General features: G+C 71.8%; 14 protein-coding genes. 6 read left to right on the top strand and 8 right to left on the bottom strand.

The window, feature by feature from the left end; genetic code table 11:
* Positions 1–46: 46 nt before the first annotated feature.
* Positions 47–721, top strand: a complete 675-nt coding sequence (locus K8612_RS02450) for an MmcQ/YjbR family DNA-binding protein (protein WP_223761117.1) — start codon at positions 47–49, stop codon at positions 719–721.
* Positions 722–805: 84 nt separating this feature from the next.
* Here the strand turns inward: K8612_RS02450 and K8612_RS02445 are convergent, their stop codons facing one another.
* Genes K8612_RS02445 through epmA form a run of 3 tightly spaced genes read right to left on the bottom strand, consistent with a single transcriptional unit; the run spans position 806 to position 3,287 of the window.
* Entirely contained in the window at positions 806–1,540 is a 735-nt protein-coding gene (locus K8612_RS02445; RefSeq protein WP_223761116.1) for an inorganic pyrophosphatase, read from the bottom strand.
* Positions 1,537–2,274 (bottom strand): 1-acyl-sn-glycerol-3-phosphate acyltransferase, encoded by a 738-nt coding sequence (locus tag K8612_RS02440; protein ID WP_223739829.1) that lies wholly within the window; start codon positions 2,272–2,274, stop codon positions 1,537–1,539. Before K8612_RS02440 ends, K8612_RS02445 begins: the two co-directional genes overlap by 4 nt.
* Positions 2,274–3,287, bottom strand: coding sequence for an EF-P lysine aminoacylase EpmA (epmA, locus tag K8612_RS02435; RefSeq protein ID WP_223761115.1), 1,014 nt, complete (start codon positions 3,285–3,287; stop codon positions 2,274–2,276). The genes K8612_RS02440 and epmA overlap by 1 nt, the downstream gene beginning before the upstream one ends.
* 29 nt (positions 3,288–3,316) lie before the next feature.
* Here epmA and K8612_RS02430 point away from each other — a divergent pair, with 29 nt between their 5' ends.
* Positions 3,317–5,038 carry a chromosome segregation protein SMC gene (locus K8612_RS02430; protein ID WP_223761114.1) on the top strand — a complete coding sequence of 574 codons (1,722 nt, stop codon included), beginning with the start codon at positions 3,317–3,319 and terminating at the stop codon, positions 5,036–5,038.
* Positions 5,039–5,102: 64 nt separating this feature from the next.
* On the top strand, positions 5,103–5,645 hold the full coding sequence (locus tag K8612_RS02425; RefSeq protein WP_223739832.1) for an FHA domain-containing protein: 543 nt from the start codon (positions 5,103–5,105) through the stop codon (positions 5,643–5,645).
* A 72-nt stretch (positions 5,646–5,717) separates the two neighbouring features.
* On the opposite strand, the gene K8612_RS02420 is transcribed toward K8612_RS02425, so the two are convergent.
* The 4 genes from K8612_RS02420 to K8612_RS02405 form a co-directional block, all read right to left on the bottom strand.
* Positions 5,718–6,761: an SPFH domain-containing protein gene (locus K8612_RS02420; protein WP_223739833.1), complete on the bottom strand. Its 1,044-nt coding sequence runs from the start codon at positions 6,759–6,761 to the stop codon at positions 5,718–5,720.
* Positions 6,762–6,957: 196 nt separating this feature from the next.
* Positions 6,958–7,758, bottom strand: a complete 801-nt coding sequence (locus K8612_RS02415) for an ABC transporter permease subunit (protein ID WP_223740134.1) — start codon at positions 7,756–7,758, stop codon at positions 6,958–6,960.
* A gap of 2 nt (positions 7,759–7,760) precedes the next feature.
* Complete coding sequence (locus tag K8612_RS02410; RefSeq protein WP_223739834.1) at positions 7,761–8,720, bottom strand: ABC transporter ATP-binding protein; 960 nt, start codon at positions 8,718–8,720, stop codon at positions 7,761–7,763.
* Positions 8,717–11,029, bottom strand: coding sequence for a glycosyltransferase family 39 protein (locus K8612_RS02405; protein ID WP_223761113.1), 2,313 nt, complete (start codon positions 11,027–11,029; stop codon positions 8,717–8,719). The genes K8612_RS02410 and K8612_RS02405 overlap by 4 nt, the downstream gene beginning before the upstream one ends.
* Before the next feature lie 305 nt (positions 11,030–11,334).
* Here K8612_RS02405 and K8612_RS02400 point away from each other — a divergent pair, with 305 nt between their 5' ends.
* Together K8612_RS02400 and K8612_RS02395 are read left to right on the top strand one after the other, a co-directional pair.
* Positions 11,335–12,549 carry a hypothetical protein gene (locus K8612_RS02400; protein ID WP_223761112.1) on the top strand — a complete coding sequence of 405 codons (1,215 nt, stop codon included), beginning with the start codon at positions 11,335–11,337 and terminating at the stop codon, positions 12,547–12,549.
* 7 nt (positions 12,550–12,556) lie between these two features.
* Positions 12,557–13,414 carry a hypothetical protein gene (locus K8612_RS02395; protein WP_223761111.1) on the top strand — a complete coding sequence of 286 codons (858 nt, stop codon included), beginning with the start codon at positions 12,557–12,559 and terminating at the stop codon, positions 13,412–13,414.
* 7 nt (positions 13,415–13,421) lie between these two features.
* Here the strand turns inward: K8612_RS02395 and K8612_RS02390 are convergent, their stop codons facing one another.
* Positions 13,422–14,993 carry a rhomboid family intramembrane serine protease gene (locus K8612_RS02390; protein WP_306799592.1) on the bottom strand — a complete coding sequence of 524 codons (1,572 nt, stop codon included), beginning with the start codon at positions 14,991–14,993 and terminating at the stop codon, positions 13,422–13,424.
* Between the two features lie 108 nt (positions 14,994–15,101).
* Here K8612_RS02390 and K8612_RS02385 point away from each other — a divergent pair, with 108 nt between their 5' ends.
* The gene (locus K8612_RS02385) at positions 15,102–16,982 is read left to right on the top strand and encodes an FHA domain-containing protein (RefSeq protein WP_223761109.1); all 1,881 of its coding nucleotides are present in this window, start codon (positions 15,102–15,104) and stop codon (positions 16,980–16,982) included.
* Positions 16,983–17,022 lie beyond the last annotated feature (40 nt).

Raw genomic sequence — 17,022 nt, 5'->3', positions numbered from 1 at the left:
ACAGGTGCGGTTAAGCTGTCACGACACACAACGAAGCCAGGTGCCCATGCCCGCAGAGAACGAGACGCAGAAGGTCGAAGCCGTGCTGCGCGAACATGCGATGAGCTACCCCGGCGCCCACGAGGACTTTCCCTGGGGCCACCGCGCGATGAAGGTCAACGACAAGACCTTCCTCTTCATGACCGTCGACGGCGAGAAGCTGAACCTCTCCGCGAAGCTGCCCGAGTCCAAGGACGCCGCCCTCACGCTGCCCTTCACCGAGCCCACCGAGTACGGCCTGGGGAAGAGCGGCTGGGTGACCGCCCACTTCGAGGAGGCCTCGCAGGTGCCGGTGCCCGTCATCAAGGCGTGGATCGACGAGAGCTACCGCGCCATCGCGCCGAAGAAGCTCGTGGACCAGCTCCCCGCCCGGGGCACCGCCGTCCCCGGCCCCGCCGCGAAGCCGGCCAGGAAGGCCGCCGCGAGCAAGAAGGCCGCCGTGCGCCGGGCCGTGGCTCCGGCGAAGAAGGCCGCGAAGAAGGTCGTGGGCAAGGTGAAGACCGTGGCCAAGAAGGCCGCCGCCCGCGTGAAGACCGCGGCGAAGAAGGCCACCCAGAAGGCGGGCAAGGCGGTGGCGAAGACGGCCTCCGCCGCCAAGGCCAAATCAGCGCGCAAGGCCGCCGCTCCGGCCCGGGGCAAGCGCGCCGCGACCTCCACGCCCAAGCGCGCCCGCCGCTCGTAGGACAGGCCCGCTCCACGCGCGAAAGGAAGCGGGGCCCTTGCCGGGGCCCTGCCCTTCCCGCGCGCGGGACACTTCAAGACGCGGCTACTTCCCGCTCCGGTTGCCCCGGCCCATGGGGCCCCTGGCGGCGGCCTTCGCCACGGACGGCTTGCGGCGGGCGGCGGGCGCGGACTTCTTCGCCGGCTTCGCCTCCGGCTCCACGAACAGCTTGTCGTAGTCGCGCATGCTGCGGCGGATGACCTCCAGCGCCTCCGGCCGGTCGTAGACCTCCGCGATCTCCACGCTGCGCTTCCCCTCGCCCGGAATCTGCTTGTAGGTGAGGAAGTAGTGCTTCAGGCGGTCCAGCAGCGGGCGCGGAAGCTGCGCGATGTACTGGAGCTCGCCGTACACCAGGTCCGACTCCAGCACCGCGATGATCTTGTCGTCGGCCTCGTTGCCGTCGACCATGCGGAAGCCGCCCACGGGCACCGCGTGCACCAGCAGGTTGCCGTTGGAGACGACCTTCTCCGTCAGCACGCAGATGTCGATGGGGTCCCCGTCGCCGCGGATCTCCTTCACGCCGGTGCGCTCCGCGCAGCGCTTCGCCACCTGCTCGCCGCAGTACGTGCGCGGGATGAAGCCGTAGAGCGTGGGGCACTGGCTGCTGAAGCGCTGCGGCCGGTCCAGCATCAGGATGCCGGACTCCTTGTCCATCTCGTACTTCACGGCGTCCGTGGGGACGATCTCGATGTACGCGGTGACGACTTCAGGGGCCTCCGGTCCGGGCGAGATGCCGTGCCAGGGGTGGGCCTGCGACGGGGTCTGGGTGCTCTTCTTCATGGAGTGTCTCCCGAGCGCTGGCGCGCCTCGGCGTACAGCCCGGCCACCGCTTCTTCCAGGCGGCGGGTCAGGGTATCGCGGTCATCCAACGTCAGCCCCGCGGTGGGCACCGGCGGGCCCACCACCAACGCCACCCGCTGGCCCCACTGGATGGCCCGCCCGCCCTTGGGGAGGATGAGCCGGGTGCCGGAGACGGCCATGGGCACGACGGGGACCTGGGCCTGGATGGCCAGCGTGGCCGCGCCCTTCTTGAAGGGCCTCAGCTCGCCGTCCGGGCTGCGGGTGCCTTCGGCGTAGAACAGCACGCTGACGCGCTCGCGCAGCGCCGTCACGGCCTCCTGGAGCCGGGCCCGGTCATCCGCGCCGCCGGTGCGCTGCACGGGGATGTTGCCCGCCACGCGCATGGCCCGGCCGAACACGGGCACCTTGAAGAGCTCCGCCTTGGCGACGTAGCGCGTGTGCTTGTCGATGTGCGCGAAGTTCACCATCGCGTCGAAGTGCGACTGGTGGTTGCTCACGAAGACGACGTTGCCCTCGCGCGGGACGTTCTCCACGCCGAAGGCCTCATGCCGCACGCCCGCGGACGCCAGCCCCGACAGGGCCCACGCGCGCAGCACCTTGTCCGCCGCCGGGTGCTGGTTGAGCTCCGACAGCACCGTCACCGTCGCGGACGTCACGCCCGTGAGTCCCACCGTGGCCACGCCAGCGAACACCGTCTGGAGCACCTTGAGCATCAGACGAACCCGTGCGCGGGGAACAGGAGGACGTCCTCGATGCGCTGGACCCCGAGCAGCAGCATCAGGATGCGGTCGAGCCCCACGGCGATGCCCGCGGACGGCGGCATGCGGCCCACCGCCTCCAGGAAGCGCTCGTCCAGGGGATACACGGCACGGCCCAGCTTGCGGCGCAGCTCCTGCTCCTCCACCAGCCGCGCGCGCTGCTCCGCCGCGTCCGTCAGTTCGGAGAAGCCGTTCGCCAGCTCCAGCCCCTTCGCGTACAGCTCCACCCGCTCCGCCACGCGGCCGTCGCCGGGCTTCAGCCGGGACAGGGCCGCCATGGACGCGGGGTATTCAATCAGGAAGGTGGGCCGCTCGTGGCCCAGCCCCCGCTCCACCCGCTCCAGGAAGAGGTGGAAGAAGACGTCGTCGAAGGACGTGGAGCTCCCGGTGTGCACGCCCACCGCGTCCGCGGCCCGCTTGAGCGACGCGCCGTCCGAGTGCACGTGGATGTCCACGCCCGTGGCGCGCAGCACTGCGTCCCGCACCGTCACGCGCTCGTACGGCGTGCGCGTGAAGAAGGCGGGGTCCGCGCCCGGCTCTCCCTCCTCCGCGTCCGCCGCCGCCCGGCCCGCCGCCGCCAGCGCGCCCTCCAGGTCGTCCATGATGGCGTGGTAGTCCGCGTGCGGCCGGTAGAACTCCAGCAGCGTGAACTCCGGGTTGTGCGTCTGGGATACCTCGCCGTTCCGGAACACCTTGCAGATCTGGAACAGCGGCCCGGCGCCCTGCGCGAGCAGGCGCTTCATCGCGTACTCGGGGCTGGTGTGCAGGTAGAGCGTGCGCGCCCGGCCCAGGTCCGTCTCCGGGACGAAGGGCGTCTCGAAGGCGGTGATGTACGGCTCCATGCCGGGCGTGGGCACGAGCAGCGGCGTCTCCACTTCCAGGTAGCCCTGGCCAGCGAAGAACTGTCGCAGGGCGGAGTAGAGGCCCTGGCGTCCCCGGGCCGCTCGCCATGGGTTTACGTTGGGCATCGGCAGGTCGGAAGTAACATGGGCGGCCCATGTCCCCAAGGATTCCGTCCCTCCTCGCCGCCGCCGTGTGTCTGCTGAGCGCCTGTCACAAGGCGCCGCCCCCGGTCGCGGTCCCCCCTCCCAGCGAGGAAGAACTGCTGACCGGCGAGGTGAACGCCCTGTCCGCGGAGGCCGCCCTGCTCCTGGAGGAGCAGCACCGGCTCGTCTGGGACTTCTGGACGGAGGGCAAGGCGGTGGACATCGCCGCCACCTACAGCGGCAAGCAGGCGCTCTTCAGCCTGGAGAACCTGCGGCGCATCGACCGGCTGCGGCACCTGACGAAGGACCCGCGCGAGCTGCGCGCCCTCACCGCGCTCCACGGCCACTTCGCCGGGGAGTTCCTGTCGCGCGAGCTGGCCGAGCACAACGACGCCTCCGCCAACCTGGAGGCGTCCCTCAAGCTGAGCGTGGACGGGCGCGAGGTGCGCTACCACGACCTGGAGCGGCTGCTCGCCAACGAGAAGAGCGCCCTCAAGCGCAAGGCGCTCTACGCCGCGGCCACGCCCGCGCTCCACCGCCTCAACCAGACGCTCCTGCGCCGCGAGACGCGCACCCGCGAGCTGGTGACGCAGATGGGCTTCGAGTCCTACGAGGCCTTCGGCAGCGAGCTGCGGCAGGCGGACCTGGAGCGGCTGGCGCAGTTGGCGGAGGAGGTCCTCCAGGCCACCCAGGAACCGTACCGGCTGGTGATGGAGCGGCTCTCGCAGCGCGAGCTGGGGCTGCCCTTCGCGCAGATTTCCCGCGCGGACATCCCGCGCCTGTTCCGCTCGCGCGAGGTGGAGGACGCGTTCCCCAAGGGCGAGTCGCTGGCGAAGGCGCAGGCCACGGTGGCGGGGCTGGGCATCGACCTGAACGCGCTGCCCAACGTGAAGGTGGACGCGCGCGACCTGCCGCGCAAGAACCCGCGCCCGCTGGCCATGGCGGTCAAGGTGCCGTCCGACGTGCGGCTGTCCTTCAAGCCGGGCACGGGCGTGCTGCACCAGGGCCGCGTGCTGCATGAGGTGGGGCACCTCCTGCACACGGCCTTCACCCAGGAGGCCCGCTTCGAACTGGCGCGGCTGGGCAACCCCACCGTGGGCGAGGCGTACTCCGCGCTCTTCGAGGACCTGCTGGAGGACCCGGTGTGGCTGGAGGAGAACGCGGGCGTGCTGGGGGACGCGGACAAGCGCGCCCAGTACCTGGCGACCTCCAGCGCGCACAAGCTGTACCTCATCCGCCACGCGGCGGGCCGGCTGCTCTACCAGTTGGAGCTGCACCGCCGCACGGACGTGGATCCGCGCGAGCTCTACCGGGCCCTGATGGCGCGCACGGGCGCCATGCCCATGACCGAGGACGACGTGGAGCGCTACCTCGTGGACCAGGAGGACTTCTACCAGTCCGCGGACAGCTTCCGGGCGTGGTTCCTGGCGGGGCAGCTCCAGGGGCAGCTCAAGGCGCGCTTCGGCCCGGCGTGGTGGCACGCGCCGGAGGCGGGCGCGTTCCTCAAGGAGCTCTGGGCCCGGGGCACCGCGCCCTCCGCGCGCGAGCTGACGCAGGCGATTGGCGAGAACGGCCTGGCGCCGGACGTGCTGCTGTTGCGGCTGAGCACCACGCTCCAGGTGCCCATGAAGCTGGACCTGCGCCGGCTGGACGACACGCCCGCGCCCCCGCCGCCCGCGCCGGCCCCGGTGCTCCAGATGCCCCGGGCCCAGGCCACGCCGCTGGCCTCGTAGGCACACGCCTCCACACCCCGGCGGGCCCTTCCCGTTCCCGCCGGTTGCACGTAGGGTCCACGCCATGGTGTCCGTGAAACAGCTCCGTCCCTTCGCGAGCGCCTCGCTGGAGTCCTTCCGGGCCGCGTCCGGCGCCGTCGTCCTCATCCAGCAGCCCGTGGACGCCGCCTTCAAGGCCGTGGTGGCCCCCGGCATGGTGGGCCTGCGCACGGTGGGGATGGCGCACCGCTCGCGCATGGAGGAGCGGCTGCTCGCGATGCTGCGCGACTTCGACAACCTGGAGGTGCACTTCCTCCAGCCGAACCAGGACGGCGAGGAGTTCACCGTGGGCCGCACCGACGCGTGCGACCTGGTGGTGCCGGAGCCCTCCGTCTCCCAGCACCACGCCACCCTGCGCTGGAACGCGGGCGCCGGGGACTTCTCCGTGCGCGACGCCCAGTCCATGAACGGCACCTTCATCAACGGCGCGCCCCTGGGCTTCAAGGCCCAGGTGATGCTCCACGACGGCGCCACGCTGGCCTTCGGCGACGTGCAGTTCCTCTACCTGCGCGCGGAGACGCTGCACGAACAACTGCGCCTCGCCGTGCCGGGCACGCCCGCCCCCTGAAGAAGCGCGAAGGCCCCGCCTCCCCACGGGGAGACAGGGCCCTCGTTCAAGTCAGCGCGGACAGCCGCGGGACTACAAGAGCTTCATCAGCTCCGCGCGCTTGGCGGCGTACTCCTCGTCGGAGAGCACGCCCGCGTCCTTCAGCTCCTTGATCTCCTTGAGCCGCTGCGCCGGGCTGCGCGTGTCCGCGGGAGGCGCCGCCTGCGCGGGCTCCGCGGGGCGCTGCTGCTGCTGGTTCTGCTGGTTGGCGAACATCTGCGCCATGCCGAACCCCATGCCCATGCCCATGCCCTGCATGGCGCCGTCGGAGCCGCCACCGCCCTTGGCCATGCCCTCGGACGCGCCGAGCATCGCCTGGCCCTGGGCGTACTGCTGGAAGCCGCCCGCCAGCCGCGAGTACGCCACGTCCTTGGACAGCTTCTTCAGCGTGACTTCGTCCTCGGGCTTGATGCTGACGACGAAGTTGCCCATGCGGACGATGGTGAGGCCGTAGGAGTCCACGTGCGGCTTCAGGCCGGCGAGGATCTCCTGCTCCATCTCCTCCACGTAGGCGCCGCTCGTCACGTCCAAGAGCGGCCACTTCTTCTTCACCAGCAGCTCGGCGGTGCGGTCGCGCGTCACCTTGAGCACCTGGCCCTTGAACCAGCCCAGGAACTCCTCGTTGGTCGCGCGGCCCATGCCGACCAGGCCCACCACCAGCTTCTCCGGCTCCGTCACGCGGATGGAGAAGTCGCCGTACACCATGGTGCCGATGCCCAGGCCCGTCTCCGGGTCGCGCACGTCACCAATGGGGCCGCCGAACTTCACGCCCGTGTGCTCACGGTTGGAGACGAAGAAGATCTCCGCCATGAACATGTTGCCGCCGGTGAAGCTCTCCAGCAGGCGCGACAGGAACGGGATGTTGTTGGTGTCCAGCGTGTGGCGGCCGGGCCCCAGCTTGCCCTCCACCTTGCCGTCCTTGACGAACAGCGCCACCTCATCCGCGTCCACGGTGAGCTGCGTCTTCATCCGGACGTTCTTCTCCGGATACTTGTAGACGATCTCACCCTTCGCGCTGTCCGCGCGGGCGATGAAGTTCCGCTGCGCCTCGCCCTTGATGCTGTCGAAGATCCCCATGTCTGTTTCAGCGCCTCCGTGGCCGCGTGGGCGGCAGGTCTTCAAAGCTTCGTAAACCCCACCCCTAAATGCGGGGCCGCCAGCGCGAAAGCGCCACCGCGCTTCCCCCGGCATCCTGGCCTGAACATAACAGCTTCACGGGCGCCTGCCCGTCCGGCCGGCCCCCTGGCAGTCCACTCTCCAACCCGCCAGTGACTCAACCCCAGCGGCTGACCAGACGTTCCCGGTCCAGGAGCCGGATGCTGGCCGCCAGGAGGATGAAGTCCAGCACCAGCACCACCGCGCCCTGGATGGCGTAGTACCCCACGCCCGCCTTGAGCACGCCGGCCACCTGGCCTCCCACCAGCCCCACCAGCGGCAGCACCACCAGCGCGGAGAGCTGCTGCGCCATGCGCGCCTCGCTCACCCGGGCGGAGATGAGCACCGCGACGCCGTTGCCGAAGAAGGCGAACAGCGGCGCGAGCACGAACACGCCGAAGCCCCACAGCGCGTTGGGCATCAGCGGCGCGCCCACCAGCGGCCACGCCACCCAGTCCACGCCCACGCAGAACAGCGCGAACGCGGCCCACGTCAGCACCACCGCGGGCACCAGCGCGGCCAGGCACTTGCCCGCCACCAGCTCCGCCGCGGACACCGGCGACGCGAGCAGCGGCTCCAGCGTGCGGCGCTCCTTCTCCCCCGCCACGCTCTGGGACGCGATGAGGATGGGGATGAAGACGGGCATCACCAGGAACATGCCGAACCAGTCCGTGAGCGACTTGTCGATGAGGAAGCGCGCCGCGCTCGCGCCCAGGGGCAGCGTGGGGTCGTAGAAGAGCGCCACCGTGCGCAGGTCCGCGTGGTCCGGCTGCCGCACGTACGTCCACACCACGCCGATGGGCACCGTCACCATCACCAGCGGCAGCACCGCCATGGACACGAGCAGGCCCACGTTCTTGCGCAGGTCCAGCGAGTCCTTCCAGAACACCGCCAACGCGCGTCGCGGCCGGAAGGCCATGCTCACGTCCCCTCTTCCCGCAGCAGGTCCAGGTACACCTCTTCCAACGGCCGCTGCGCGGGCACCACGCTGTGCACGCGGGCCCCCGCGCCCACCAGGCACGCCACCACGTCCGGCGCCAGGGCCTCGTCCGCCAGCATCACCCGCAGGCGCCCGCCCTCCACCAGCACGTTGGGCCGGAAGGGCAGCGCCGAAAGGTGGGGGAGGAAGCCCTGCGCGTCGCCCTCCACGCGCACGTCCAGCGCCTGGCCCGCGCGGCGCAGGTCGCGCACCGGCCCCAGCGCCAGCAGGCGGCGGCGCACCACGGCCACGCGCTCGCACAGCCGCTCCACCTCCGCCAGGTTGTGCGAGCACAGCACGATGGTGCGCCCCTCGGACGCCAGCTCCGCCACCGCGTCGCGCACGGTGCGCGCGGACTCCGGATCCAGGCCGCTGGTGGGCTCGTCCAGGAAGATGACGCGCGGGTCGTGCACCAGCGTGCGCACGATGGCCAGCTTCTGGCGCATGCCCTTGCTGAAGCCGCCGCACGGGTCGTCCTCGCGGCCTCCCAGCCCGAAGCGCTCCAGGTAGTGCTTCGCCCGGGGCCACGCGGTGGACTCGTCCATCTCATGCAGCTTCATGAAGAAGCGCAGGTTCTCCCGCGCGGTGAGCCTGTCGTAGAGCCCGGGCTGCTCGGTGAGCAGCCCCACCACCTTGCGCAGCGACTCGCCGTCGCGCGTGACGGAGTGGCCCCACACCTCCGCGTCGCCGCTGGAGGGCTTGAGCAGCCCCGTCAGCATGCGCACCGTCGTCGTCTTGCCCGCGCCGTTGGGGCCCAGCAGGCCGAACACCTCGCCGGGCCGCACGTCGAAGGTGAGGTCCTCCACCGCGGTGCGCGCACCGAAGCGCTTCGCCAGGCCGCGCACGCGCAGGCCGCCCTTCGCGGGCGCCTCCGCGAGCGGGGGCGGGACGAGGAGGCTCACTCGATGGTCACCAGGACGAACTTGTTGTTGATGTCCCGGTCGATGAGGGTGACGGTCTTGTCGGAGCCCACGGCGTTGCGCAGCAGGTTCACGCGGTTGTGCTCCACCAGCGCCCACTCGCGGCCGGGCCGCGACACGTACTGGCGCATGCGCGTGTTGGCGTCGCTGGCGCGGAACTGCTCCACCGTGTTGCGCGAGTAGAACGTCTCCCCGCGCCAGTTCATCATGTACGCGGCGATGGGCTCCCCCGCCTTGCGCTGGTTGTAGTAGCGCCAGAACAGGTCGCGCTGCGTCCAGTGGTGGGACAGGTCCACCCAGTGGCCCCAGTTGAACCAGAGCGCGAACGCCGCGGCCAGGCCCCAGAAGGTGCTGAACAGCAGCACGCGCGAGCGCTGCAGCGCGGCCACCGCCGCCAGCACGCCGGCCACGCCGAACGCGAAGCCCATGCCCACCTTCACGTTGATGGTGCCGGACAGGGCCTTGAACAGCGCGTCCGACGCGGGCGGCCCCTTGAAGCCGCGCACCGCCAGCGCCACGCCCACCAGCGCCAGCCCGAAGCCCACCACCTGGAGCACCGTGCGCCCCGGCGCCTCCTCCGGCCGCGACGCCTGCCAGAAGAGGAAGCCCGCGAGCGCCACCAGCGCCACGCCCCACAGCCCCATCGCGGACACCTGCCCCTGCGACGCCACCGCCGTCAGCGTGGCCCCGCCGGTGAGCAGCAGGCCCAGCGCGACGGCCCGCCCGGCGGCCGGGCGCTCCGTGTTCGCCTTGGAGGAGAACGCGTCGAAGGCCAGATACACGCCGAAGGCCAGCAGCACCAGCGTCACCAGGTCGCCCATCCACAGCGGGCGCGAGGAGAAGAACGCGATGGGCTTGGAGACCAGGTCCTGCGGATAGGGCCGGTCGTAGTTGTAGACGAACAGGTCGGTGAAGTCCTTGGGGTTCTCCGCCAGGTCCTTGCCCACCAGGATGAAGAGCACCAGGCCGAAGATGAGGCTCACCGCGTGCTCGGAGATGCCGTCCCGCCACAGCCGGTCCACGAACAGCGCGATGAGGACGGACAGGCCCGGCAGGATGGGGAACACGTAGTGGTGGAACTTCGTCGCGCTGGAGGCCAGCAGGTAGAACGCGAACGCCACCCACAGCACGGCGATGAGCGCCAGGTGGTCCGCCTTGTCCCGCGAGCGCAGCTTGAGGCGCGACACGACCGCGAACGCGCCGGGCACCAGCGCCACCCACGGGAAGATGGCGAAGCCGCCCTGTTCGATGAAGTAGGTGAACGACCCGCCCGGCGTGGTGGTGTGCACGCCCGCGGTGAGGCGGTTCAGGTGGTCGTGGATGAAGAAGCGGTACCAGAACAGCTTGCCCTCGTCGTCCACGCCGTTGAAGAGCACCAGCGTCAGGTACCAGGGCACCGCCACCGCCGCGAACACGAGGATGCCCGTGCCCAGCTTCATCCGGTACATCTGCGCCCACAGCACGGGCATGGCCCGCGTGCCCGCGCGCACCTGGGCGCGGACCTCGCCGCTGGCGAGCCAGCGCAGGTGCGCCTCCAGGCTCTCGCGGCTCCACGGGATGACGCCGGCCACCGCGTACAGCACCAGGATGACCGCGGGCAGGCCCACGCCCAGCAGGCCCTTGGCCAGCGTGGCCAGGCCCGCGAAGACATAGAACGCGTACCACCAGCCGGCGCGGTGCTTCGTGGTGTCGTCCAACTGCCCGATGATGGCGCACGCCATGGCGCACACGAAGGTGGTGACGAAGGGCGTGTCGGTGACGGTCTGCCGGGTGAGCAGGAAGTACAGCGGCATGGTGGCCAGCACGAAGCCCGTGGCCAGGCCCGCGCGCATGTTCACCACCCGCGCCACCGCCAGCGACAGGAGCGCCACGGCGGTGATGCTCAGCAGCGCGAAGGGCATGCGCATGCCCCACTCCGTGTAGAGCCCCATGGCGCCGTCGCCCCGGAGCGCGCCGACGAGGTTCATCCCCAGCGCCTGCATCCACATGGTGAGCGGCGGCTTGGAGAAGAACCACGCGTTCTCCCAGAAGGGATAGACGTAGTCGGAGCGCTGGATCATCTGCCGGCCCACTTCGCCGTAGTGGGTCTCCCAGGGGTCCCACAGGCCGACCGCGCCCAGGTAGGGCACGAAGAGCAGCGCCGCGAAGCCCGCGGTCGCCAGCACGACGCGCGCGCTGAAGGACAGGGCCAGCCACCGCCGCCCCCATGAAGACGTCAGGGTGTCCTCACCGAGGATGGCCTGGGTGAAGGTGGATTCCCCCTGCGAGTTCTTTTCGCCGTCGCTTGCCACGCGCGCGTGCTCCTTCGTCGTCCGGGACGGGCCCCCGTGAACCCCATGGGGCCGGGGGGCTTATATCCCCCCCACCCCCGCCGGTCGACCGACCTGGAAGGGGGTGCGTCGTTCTCGCGCCAGCGCACGCGCCGCCGCGTGCACAGGTGCTGTGCAGGCGCCTGCACAGCCGCACGGGCAAGTCCGCGAAACACCGTCGTCCCGCCAGGGGCACGGGCCTTGTAGGGGCCCCCATCACGAACCCCGACCGCGTGGCCGGAGCGCGGCGGGCCGCTCATCAAGGAGCAGTGATGCTGGTTTCAGCGGTGACCCTGGGATGTGCCCTCCTGCTGGGGCAGGTGGAGGCGCCGGAGGAGCCGGAGCCATGGGACCTCCAGATGGCCCTTCCGGACGCGTCGTCTCCCCAGCAGCCCTCCGCCGGGCAGGCGCGGTGCCTCGCCCTGCCGCCCACGCCGGCCGTTCCCTCCGGGGCCTGGCGCGCCCGCTGCGACGACGCGAAGAAGCAGTGCCTGGTGTCGCCCGCCAACGAGCTGGACTCGGAGGGCCATGAGAAGGACCAGCCCCTGCAGCGGGTGGACAGGTGCGTGTCGAACCTGATGCCCATGGAGACGGTGCGCCAGTACCGCCTGGTGCCCGCCATCGCGGAGGCGCCGCCGGGCTGGTACCGCGACGAGCGTGGCCGGGTGCTCCAGTACAACTTCGACCTGCACCGGCGCGTCTACGTGGGCGGGGCCTGGGCGCCGCGCTGGCTGCGCGAGACGGACCGCCTGGACGAGCGCGTGCGGGTGGACTTCGGCGTGGACCTGGAGTGGCCGGGGGACTCGGAGCGGCTGCACCGGATGACGCTGCTGGACACGGAGCTGTACCTGGGCGACGCGGCCTCCTACGACGTCACGCTCCTGCGCTACGACTTCCGCAGCCAGAACGACGCGCCGCTCTTCCGGGTGACGACCTTCTACGGCCGCCCCCGGCGCTTCGACATCCACGCCAACCTGGGCTTCTGGATGGAGCTGCTCCACGGCGAGCAGGTGCGCCGTGGGGACGCGCACGGGGACTTCCTCTCCGTGGCCACGACGCAGGTGACGCTGGACCTGTGGCACTCGAGCGACCTCGTGTCCTACGTGCGCCTGCGGACCGGGCCCGCCGTGGAGCGCGACCGCACGAACGGCTTCTTCACGCTCGTCCCCGCGGCGGCGCTGGAGGGGGACCTCACCCTGGACCGCGACGGCTTCCACCACGTGCGCTTCGGCGCGGAGGCCCAGAAGGTGCTCCTCGCGCAAGCCGTGGAGGGCCGGCCCCTGCGTCCGGAGCGGCTGCGGCTGCGCGCGGGCTATGAGCTCATCGTCCTGGCCATCAACGACCAGCCCGTGAGCGTGACGCTGGACGGGCGCGGGACGTGGCGGGACGACGTGGCGAACGCGCCCGCCGGCTGGGAGTGGTCCGCGCAGGCGGGCCTGCGCTTCTCCCTGTGGGCCCCGGCCAGGAGGTCCGCGCCGGCGTCCCCTCCCGGGAAGGGCTAGGCCCGGGATGGTGGCGCTCGCGCTGGCGTTGCTCCTGGGCACCACGCCCGGCCTGTCCTGTCAGGGCCGGACGGCGGCCGGGGAGACGTTCCCCACCTGCTTCGACCCCGGCACCGGCTGGGTGCTGGGCACCGGCCTGCGCGTGCAGGACGACGCGGAGTCCCTCGCCGTGCGCACGGGGTTCCTGGTCCGCTGGGTGCGCACGAGCGGCAGCAAGGCGGACTCGCTGTGGATTGATTCGCACCGGCTGCTCATGACGGAGGCGTGGGGCGGCGAGCAGCAGGGGCTGACCTTCACCGCGTACGACGGCCTGCTGCGCAGGCACGTGGAGGAGGGCTCCCTGCTCGTCTCCATCGGCCGGCCCCGGCGCATCCCCTTCCCGTTCGACGTGGCCCTCGCCGTGCGCGCGGCGCACCTGGAGCGGCGCGTCTGGGAGGGCCCGGGCTGGACGCTGGAGACGGGGCGCGTGGGGCTGCTGTTGGATCCGCTCCGCACGAACACGGAGCGGGGCTGGCTGGCCGTGGGCCCCGCCGCGAGCCATGCCCTGCGACACGCGCCGGACGGCACCCGCAACGAGGTGTCCCCCTTCACGTCGCTGCTGATCGACGCGGGCTGGGAGACGCGGGATGGCAGGTGGGCCCTGCGCGCGACGGGGCTCGCCGGCTGGAGCTTCGGCTCCGACGGCGGCGCCGGGTTCCGGGCGCGGGGCGAGGTCGCGCTGGAGCACGTGCTCCTCGCGGTCAACGACGCGCCGGTGGTCGTGCGGCTCACGGCCACGGGCGTGAAGAGCGACGCGGGCCTCTTCCGGCGCGACGAGGGGATGCTGGGCGCGGGGCTCGCGGTGCGCCCGTTCGGCGCGAGGTGAGACGGCGTCACCGCCGCGGTGGGGAGCGCTCCGGCCCCTCGACCGCCGCCTTCAAGGCGCCCTCGGCCGCGCGCAGGCGCGCATCCCGGGGGTCCACGCGGCGGGCCTCCTCCAGGCGCAGCAAGGCCTCGGCCGTGTCTCCCCTCGCCAGCGCGCAGCGCACGCCCGCCTCCAGCGCGCCCGTGTCGGACGGCCCGTACACCCGGGCCTCCGCCGCCGCGTGGCAGCCCGCCTCCACCTGTCCGGACTCGAAGTACGCGCGGGCCAGCTCCACGCGCGTGTCCACCTGGGTGGGCGCCAGCCGCACCGCCGACGCCAGGGGCTCCACGGCATCCGCCGGCAGCCCCCACCGCCGCAGGGCGAGCCCCAGCTCCCGCAGCGGCCCCGCCACGCCCGGCACCAGCAACGCCCGGGCCCGGGCGACCCGCAGGCTCGCGGGCTCCTCGAAGCGCACGTCCGCCGTCATCCGCTCCACCACCCGCGCGTAGGCCGGGTAGGCCTGGGGCCAGGTGAAGACGATGCGGTACACCCACTCCCCGCGCGGCACGAACCACGCCACCAGGTGGGTCCGCCCCCCCACCCCGTCCAGCTCCGCGCGGATCCGCTGCGCGGGCCGGCCTCCCAATGACGCGGGCTCGACGGCGCCCGCGGACACCGTGTGCCCCTCCGGTCCCGCCCGCCCCGGCACCAGCGACGCGTCCAGGAAGTGCTGGGCCTGCGCCGAGCCGTCCCCGGGCTCCCCCGCCTCGATGGCCTCCGCCGTGAGCGTGGCCCGCCCCAGGCCCTTCAGCCCGTTGGAGAAGGCCCTCCGCCCCTGGCCGTCCTCCTCGCGGCGCCAGCCGTCCGGCAGCGACACCGCCACCCCGAAGCCGTCGTCGTGCTCCACCCGCCACCGGGACCGCTCCATCACCACCACCGCCGCGCCCAGCCCCGCGAGCCCCACCAGCGCCGCCGCCCGGACGCCCCCCGCCCCCCACGCCCGCGAGCGCAGGAGGACGCCCACGAGCAGGCCCGCCATCAGCCCGCCCATGTGCCCCGCGTTGTCCACGCCCACGCTCGTCCAGCCGAGCCACAGGAAGACGAGCACCGTGGGCAGCGCGTTCTCCCCGGAGAACCACCCGGGCCGCGCGCCCCGGGCCTCGCCCCGGCCGCGCCGCCCCAGCACCAGCAGCGCCCCCACGCACCCGAACACCCACCCGGACGCGCCCACGCTCACCGTGGGAGACCACCAGAGCGAGCCCGCCATCGTCGCCAGCCCGGACACGGCGAGCAGCGCCACGTAGTCCCACCACCGGCACGCGCGCTCCACCGCCGTGCCCACCCCCGCGAACACCAGCAGGTTGAGCCCCAGGTGCAGGGCGTCCCGGTGCAGGAGGTTGGCGGACAGCAGCCGCCAGCCCTGCCCCGCGTCCGTCACCAGGGGGCCCGACTTGGCGCCCCAGTGGATCAGCGCATCCACGCCGGGCGGCCCTCCGGACGCCACGAACGCGTACAGAATGGCCTGCGCCGCGATCAGCGCTATCGTGAGCGCCGGTACCCTGCCCTCACCACCCTTTCCGGCCAATCGACCGATGGACAACAGTGCCTTCCTGACCCTGGGATGGGCGAAAAACCCTGTTGTTCTCGGGGGATACATGGCTTGTCTCGGTGAAGGGCATTCTGCTATAGCTGTACTCGGACCGGACCCGTGCTGAAGCTCATCATCGAAGACGACGAGGGGCGCAAGACCGTTGTTCCCTTCGTGCGCGACGAAATCACCATTGGCCGTCAGGAGGGGAACACCATCCGCCTGACCGAGCGGAACGTGTCACGTCGACACGCCCGGCTCGTGCGCCTCAATGGCCACGTCGTGCTCGAAGACCTGGGGAGCTACAACGGCACCCGGATCAACGGCGAGCGCGTCGCAGGCCAGCTCCCTCTCAAGGAGGGCGACCTCATCCAGATTGGCGACTACGATCTGGCGTTGCAGGTCGAGGGCGCGGCCAACGCCAGCGCCCCCACTGGCGCCATCACCGCCAAGGTGCCCGCCTCCCGCCGGCCGGAGCCGGAGCCCGAGGAGGACGACGACGAGGACGCCGTCGCCAGCGGCCCCCGCCCCCGCGACACCATGGTGGACGGGGAGGACGAGGCGGAGGACAACGACGACTCGGACGACGAGCACGACCACACGCCCGTGTCCGCGGATGCCCGCCGCAACGCCACGTCCATCATCCGCATGGACCAGATGGAGGCGGACCGGCCCCGGCGCGTGGAGCGCGTGCCGGAGGACGAGCAGCCCCGGCTGGTGGTGCTCGGCCCCGCCGAGTTCAAGGGCCAGGAGTTCGACTGCAACCGCACGGAGCTGCGGATCGGCCGCACGTCGGAGAACGACGTGGCCCTGGACCACCGCTCGCTGTCCCGCACGCACGCGAAGGTCGTGCGCGAGGAGACCGGCGAGTGGCGCGTCATCGACATGCAGTCGGCCAACGGGATGACGGTCAACGGCGAGAGCTACGCCCAGGCGACGCTCGCCCACGGTGACATCATCGAGATGGGCCACGTGAAGCTGCGCTTCGTGGGGCCCGGCTCGCTGGAAGACGACATCGCCGCGCAGCAGGGCCGCGCCGGCTCCAAGAAGATGTGGGTGGCCGCGGTCATCGTGTTCCTGTCCATTGGCGCGGGCGCGGCGCTCTTCGTGGTGAAGGGCCAGGAGCTGCTGCCCAAGCCGCCGGACACCACGCCGCCCGTGGTCGCCGCGGATCCGCAGCAGCCGCCCCCGGAGGCGCCGCCGCGGACCCCGCCCCCGGAGACGAAGCCCCCGGAGACCGTGGCGGCGAAGCCGCCGGACACGAAGGCCCCTGACGCGCCGAGGACTCCGGAGCCGGTGAAGCCGCCCCCGGAACCCCAGACCCCGAAGGCGACGGAAGAGGACTTCGCCACCGCGCTCAGGGCCGCCGACTTCGAGGTCGCGAGCGCGATCCTCAAGAGCCTGGGCGAAGGCGCCCGGGGCCCGCAGGCCGTCAAGGCGCAGGCCGCGCGCGAGCGCCTGCTGGCCCAGGAGATGGAAGCCGACAAGAACCTCAAGGCCGCCCAGGAAGCCCTGGACGCCAGCAAGTTCAAGGAGGCGGCGGCCAGCTTCGCCAGGGTCTCCCCGGAGACCGTCTTCAGCTCCCGCTACGACGGCGTGAAGCAACGCCTGGACGCCCAGAAGCCGCAGGACACCGAAGCCGCCAGCCCGGCCAGCGCCGCCACCCTGACGGCGGAGGACGTGACGGCGGACACCCTGAAGACGATGAAGCCGGCGGACGTCGCGGCGAACATCGAACCCATCAAGGCCAAGGTGCTCACCCTGGCCAAGACGGACGCCAACGGAGCCCTGTCGCTCGCCAAGGACTGCGCGGCGCGAGCCCCCAAGGTCCCCGAGTGTCACCTGATGCTGGGCGTGGTGCACGCCACGCTGAAGGACTTCAAGGCGAGTGAGCAGGCCTACAAGACCTTCCTCCTGCTCACCCCCGAGGGCTATCCGAAGCGCGACCTGGTGATCAAAGCCCTGAGCAAGGTCACCCAAGCAGCGTCCCAGGCTCAATAACCCCCGCCTCCAACACTGGCGAGTAGCCCCCCCGCAGCAC

The organism is Corallococcus sp. AS-1-6 (assembly GCF_020037015.1).
GTDB lineage: Bacteria > Myxococcota > Myxococcia > Myxococcales > Myxococcaceae > Corallococcus.
This window is presented reverse-complemented; position numbering and strand designations above follow the sequence as displayed.

Coding starts and splice junctions, on each gene's coding strand:
- K8612_RS02440 (WP_223739829.1), bottom strand. CDS start 2,274: ATGCTCAAGGTGCTCCAGACGGTGTTCGCTGGCGTGGCCACGGTGGGA.
- K8612_RS02415 (WP_223740134.1), bottom strand. CDS start 7,758: ATGGCCTTCCGGCCGCGACGCGCGTTGGCGGTGTTCTGGAAGGACTCG.
- K8612_RS02395 (WP_223761111.1), top strand. CDS start 12,557: ATGGTGGCGCTCGCGCTGGCGTTGCTCCTGGGCACCACGCCCGGCCTG.
- epmA (WP_223761115.1), bottom strand. CDS start 3,287: ATGCCCAACGTAAACCCATGGCGAGCGGCCCGGGGACGCCAGGGCCTC.
- K8612_RS02425 (WP_223739832.1), top strand. CDS start 5,103: ATGGTGTCCGTGAAACAGCTCCGTCCCTTCGCGAGCGCCTCGCTGGAG.
- K8612_RS02430 (WP_223761114.1), top strand. CDS start 3,317: ATGTCCCCAAGGATTCCGTCCCTCCTCGCCGCCGCCGTGTGTCTGCTG.
- K8612_RS02450 (WP_223761117.1), top strand. CDS start 47: ATGCCCGCAGAGAACGAGACGCAGAAGGTCGAAGCCGTGCTGCGCGAA.
- K8612_RS02420 (WP_223739833.1), bottom strand. CDS start 6,761: ATGGGGATCTTCGACAGCATCAAGGGCGAGGCGCAGCGGAACTTCATC.
- K8612_RS02445 (WP_223761116.1), bottom strand. CDS start 1,540: ATGAAGAAGAGCACCCAGACCCCGTCGCAGGCCCACCCCTGGCACGGC.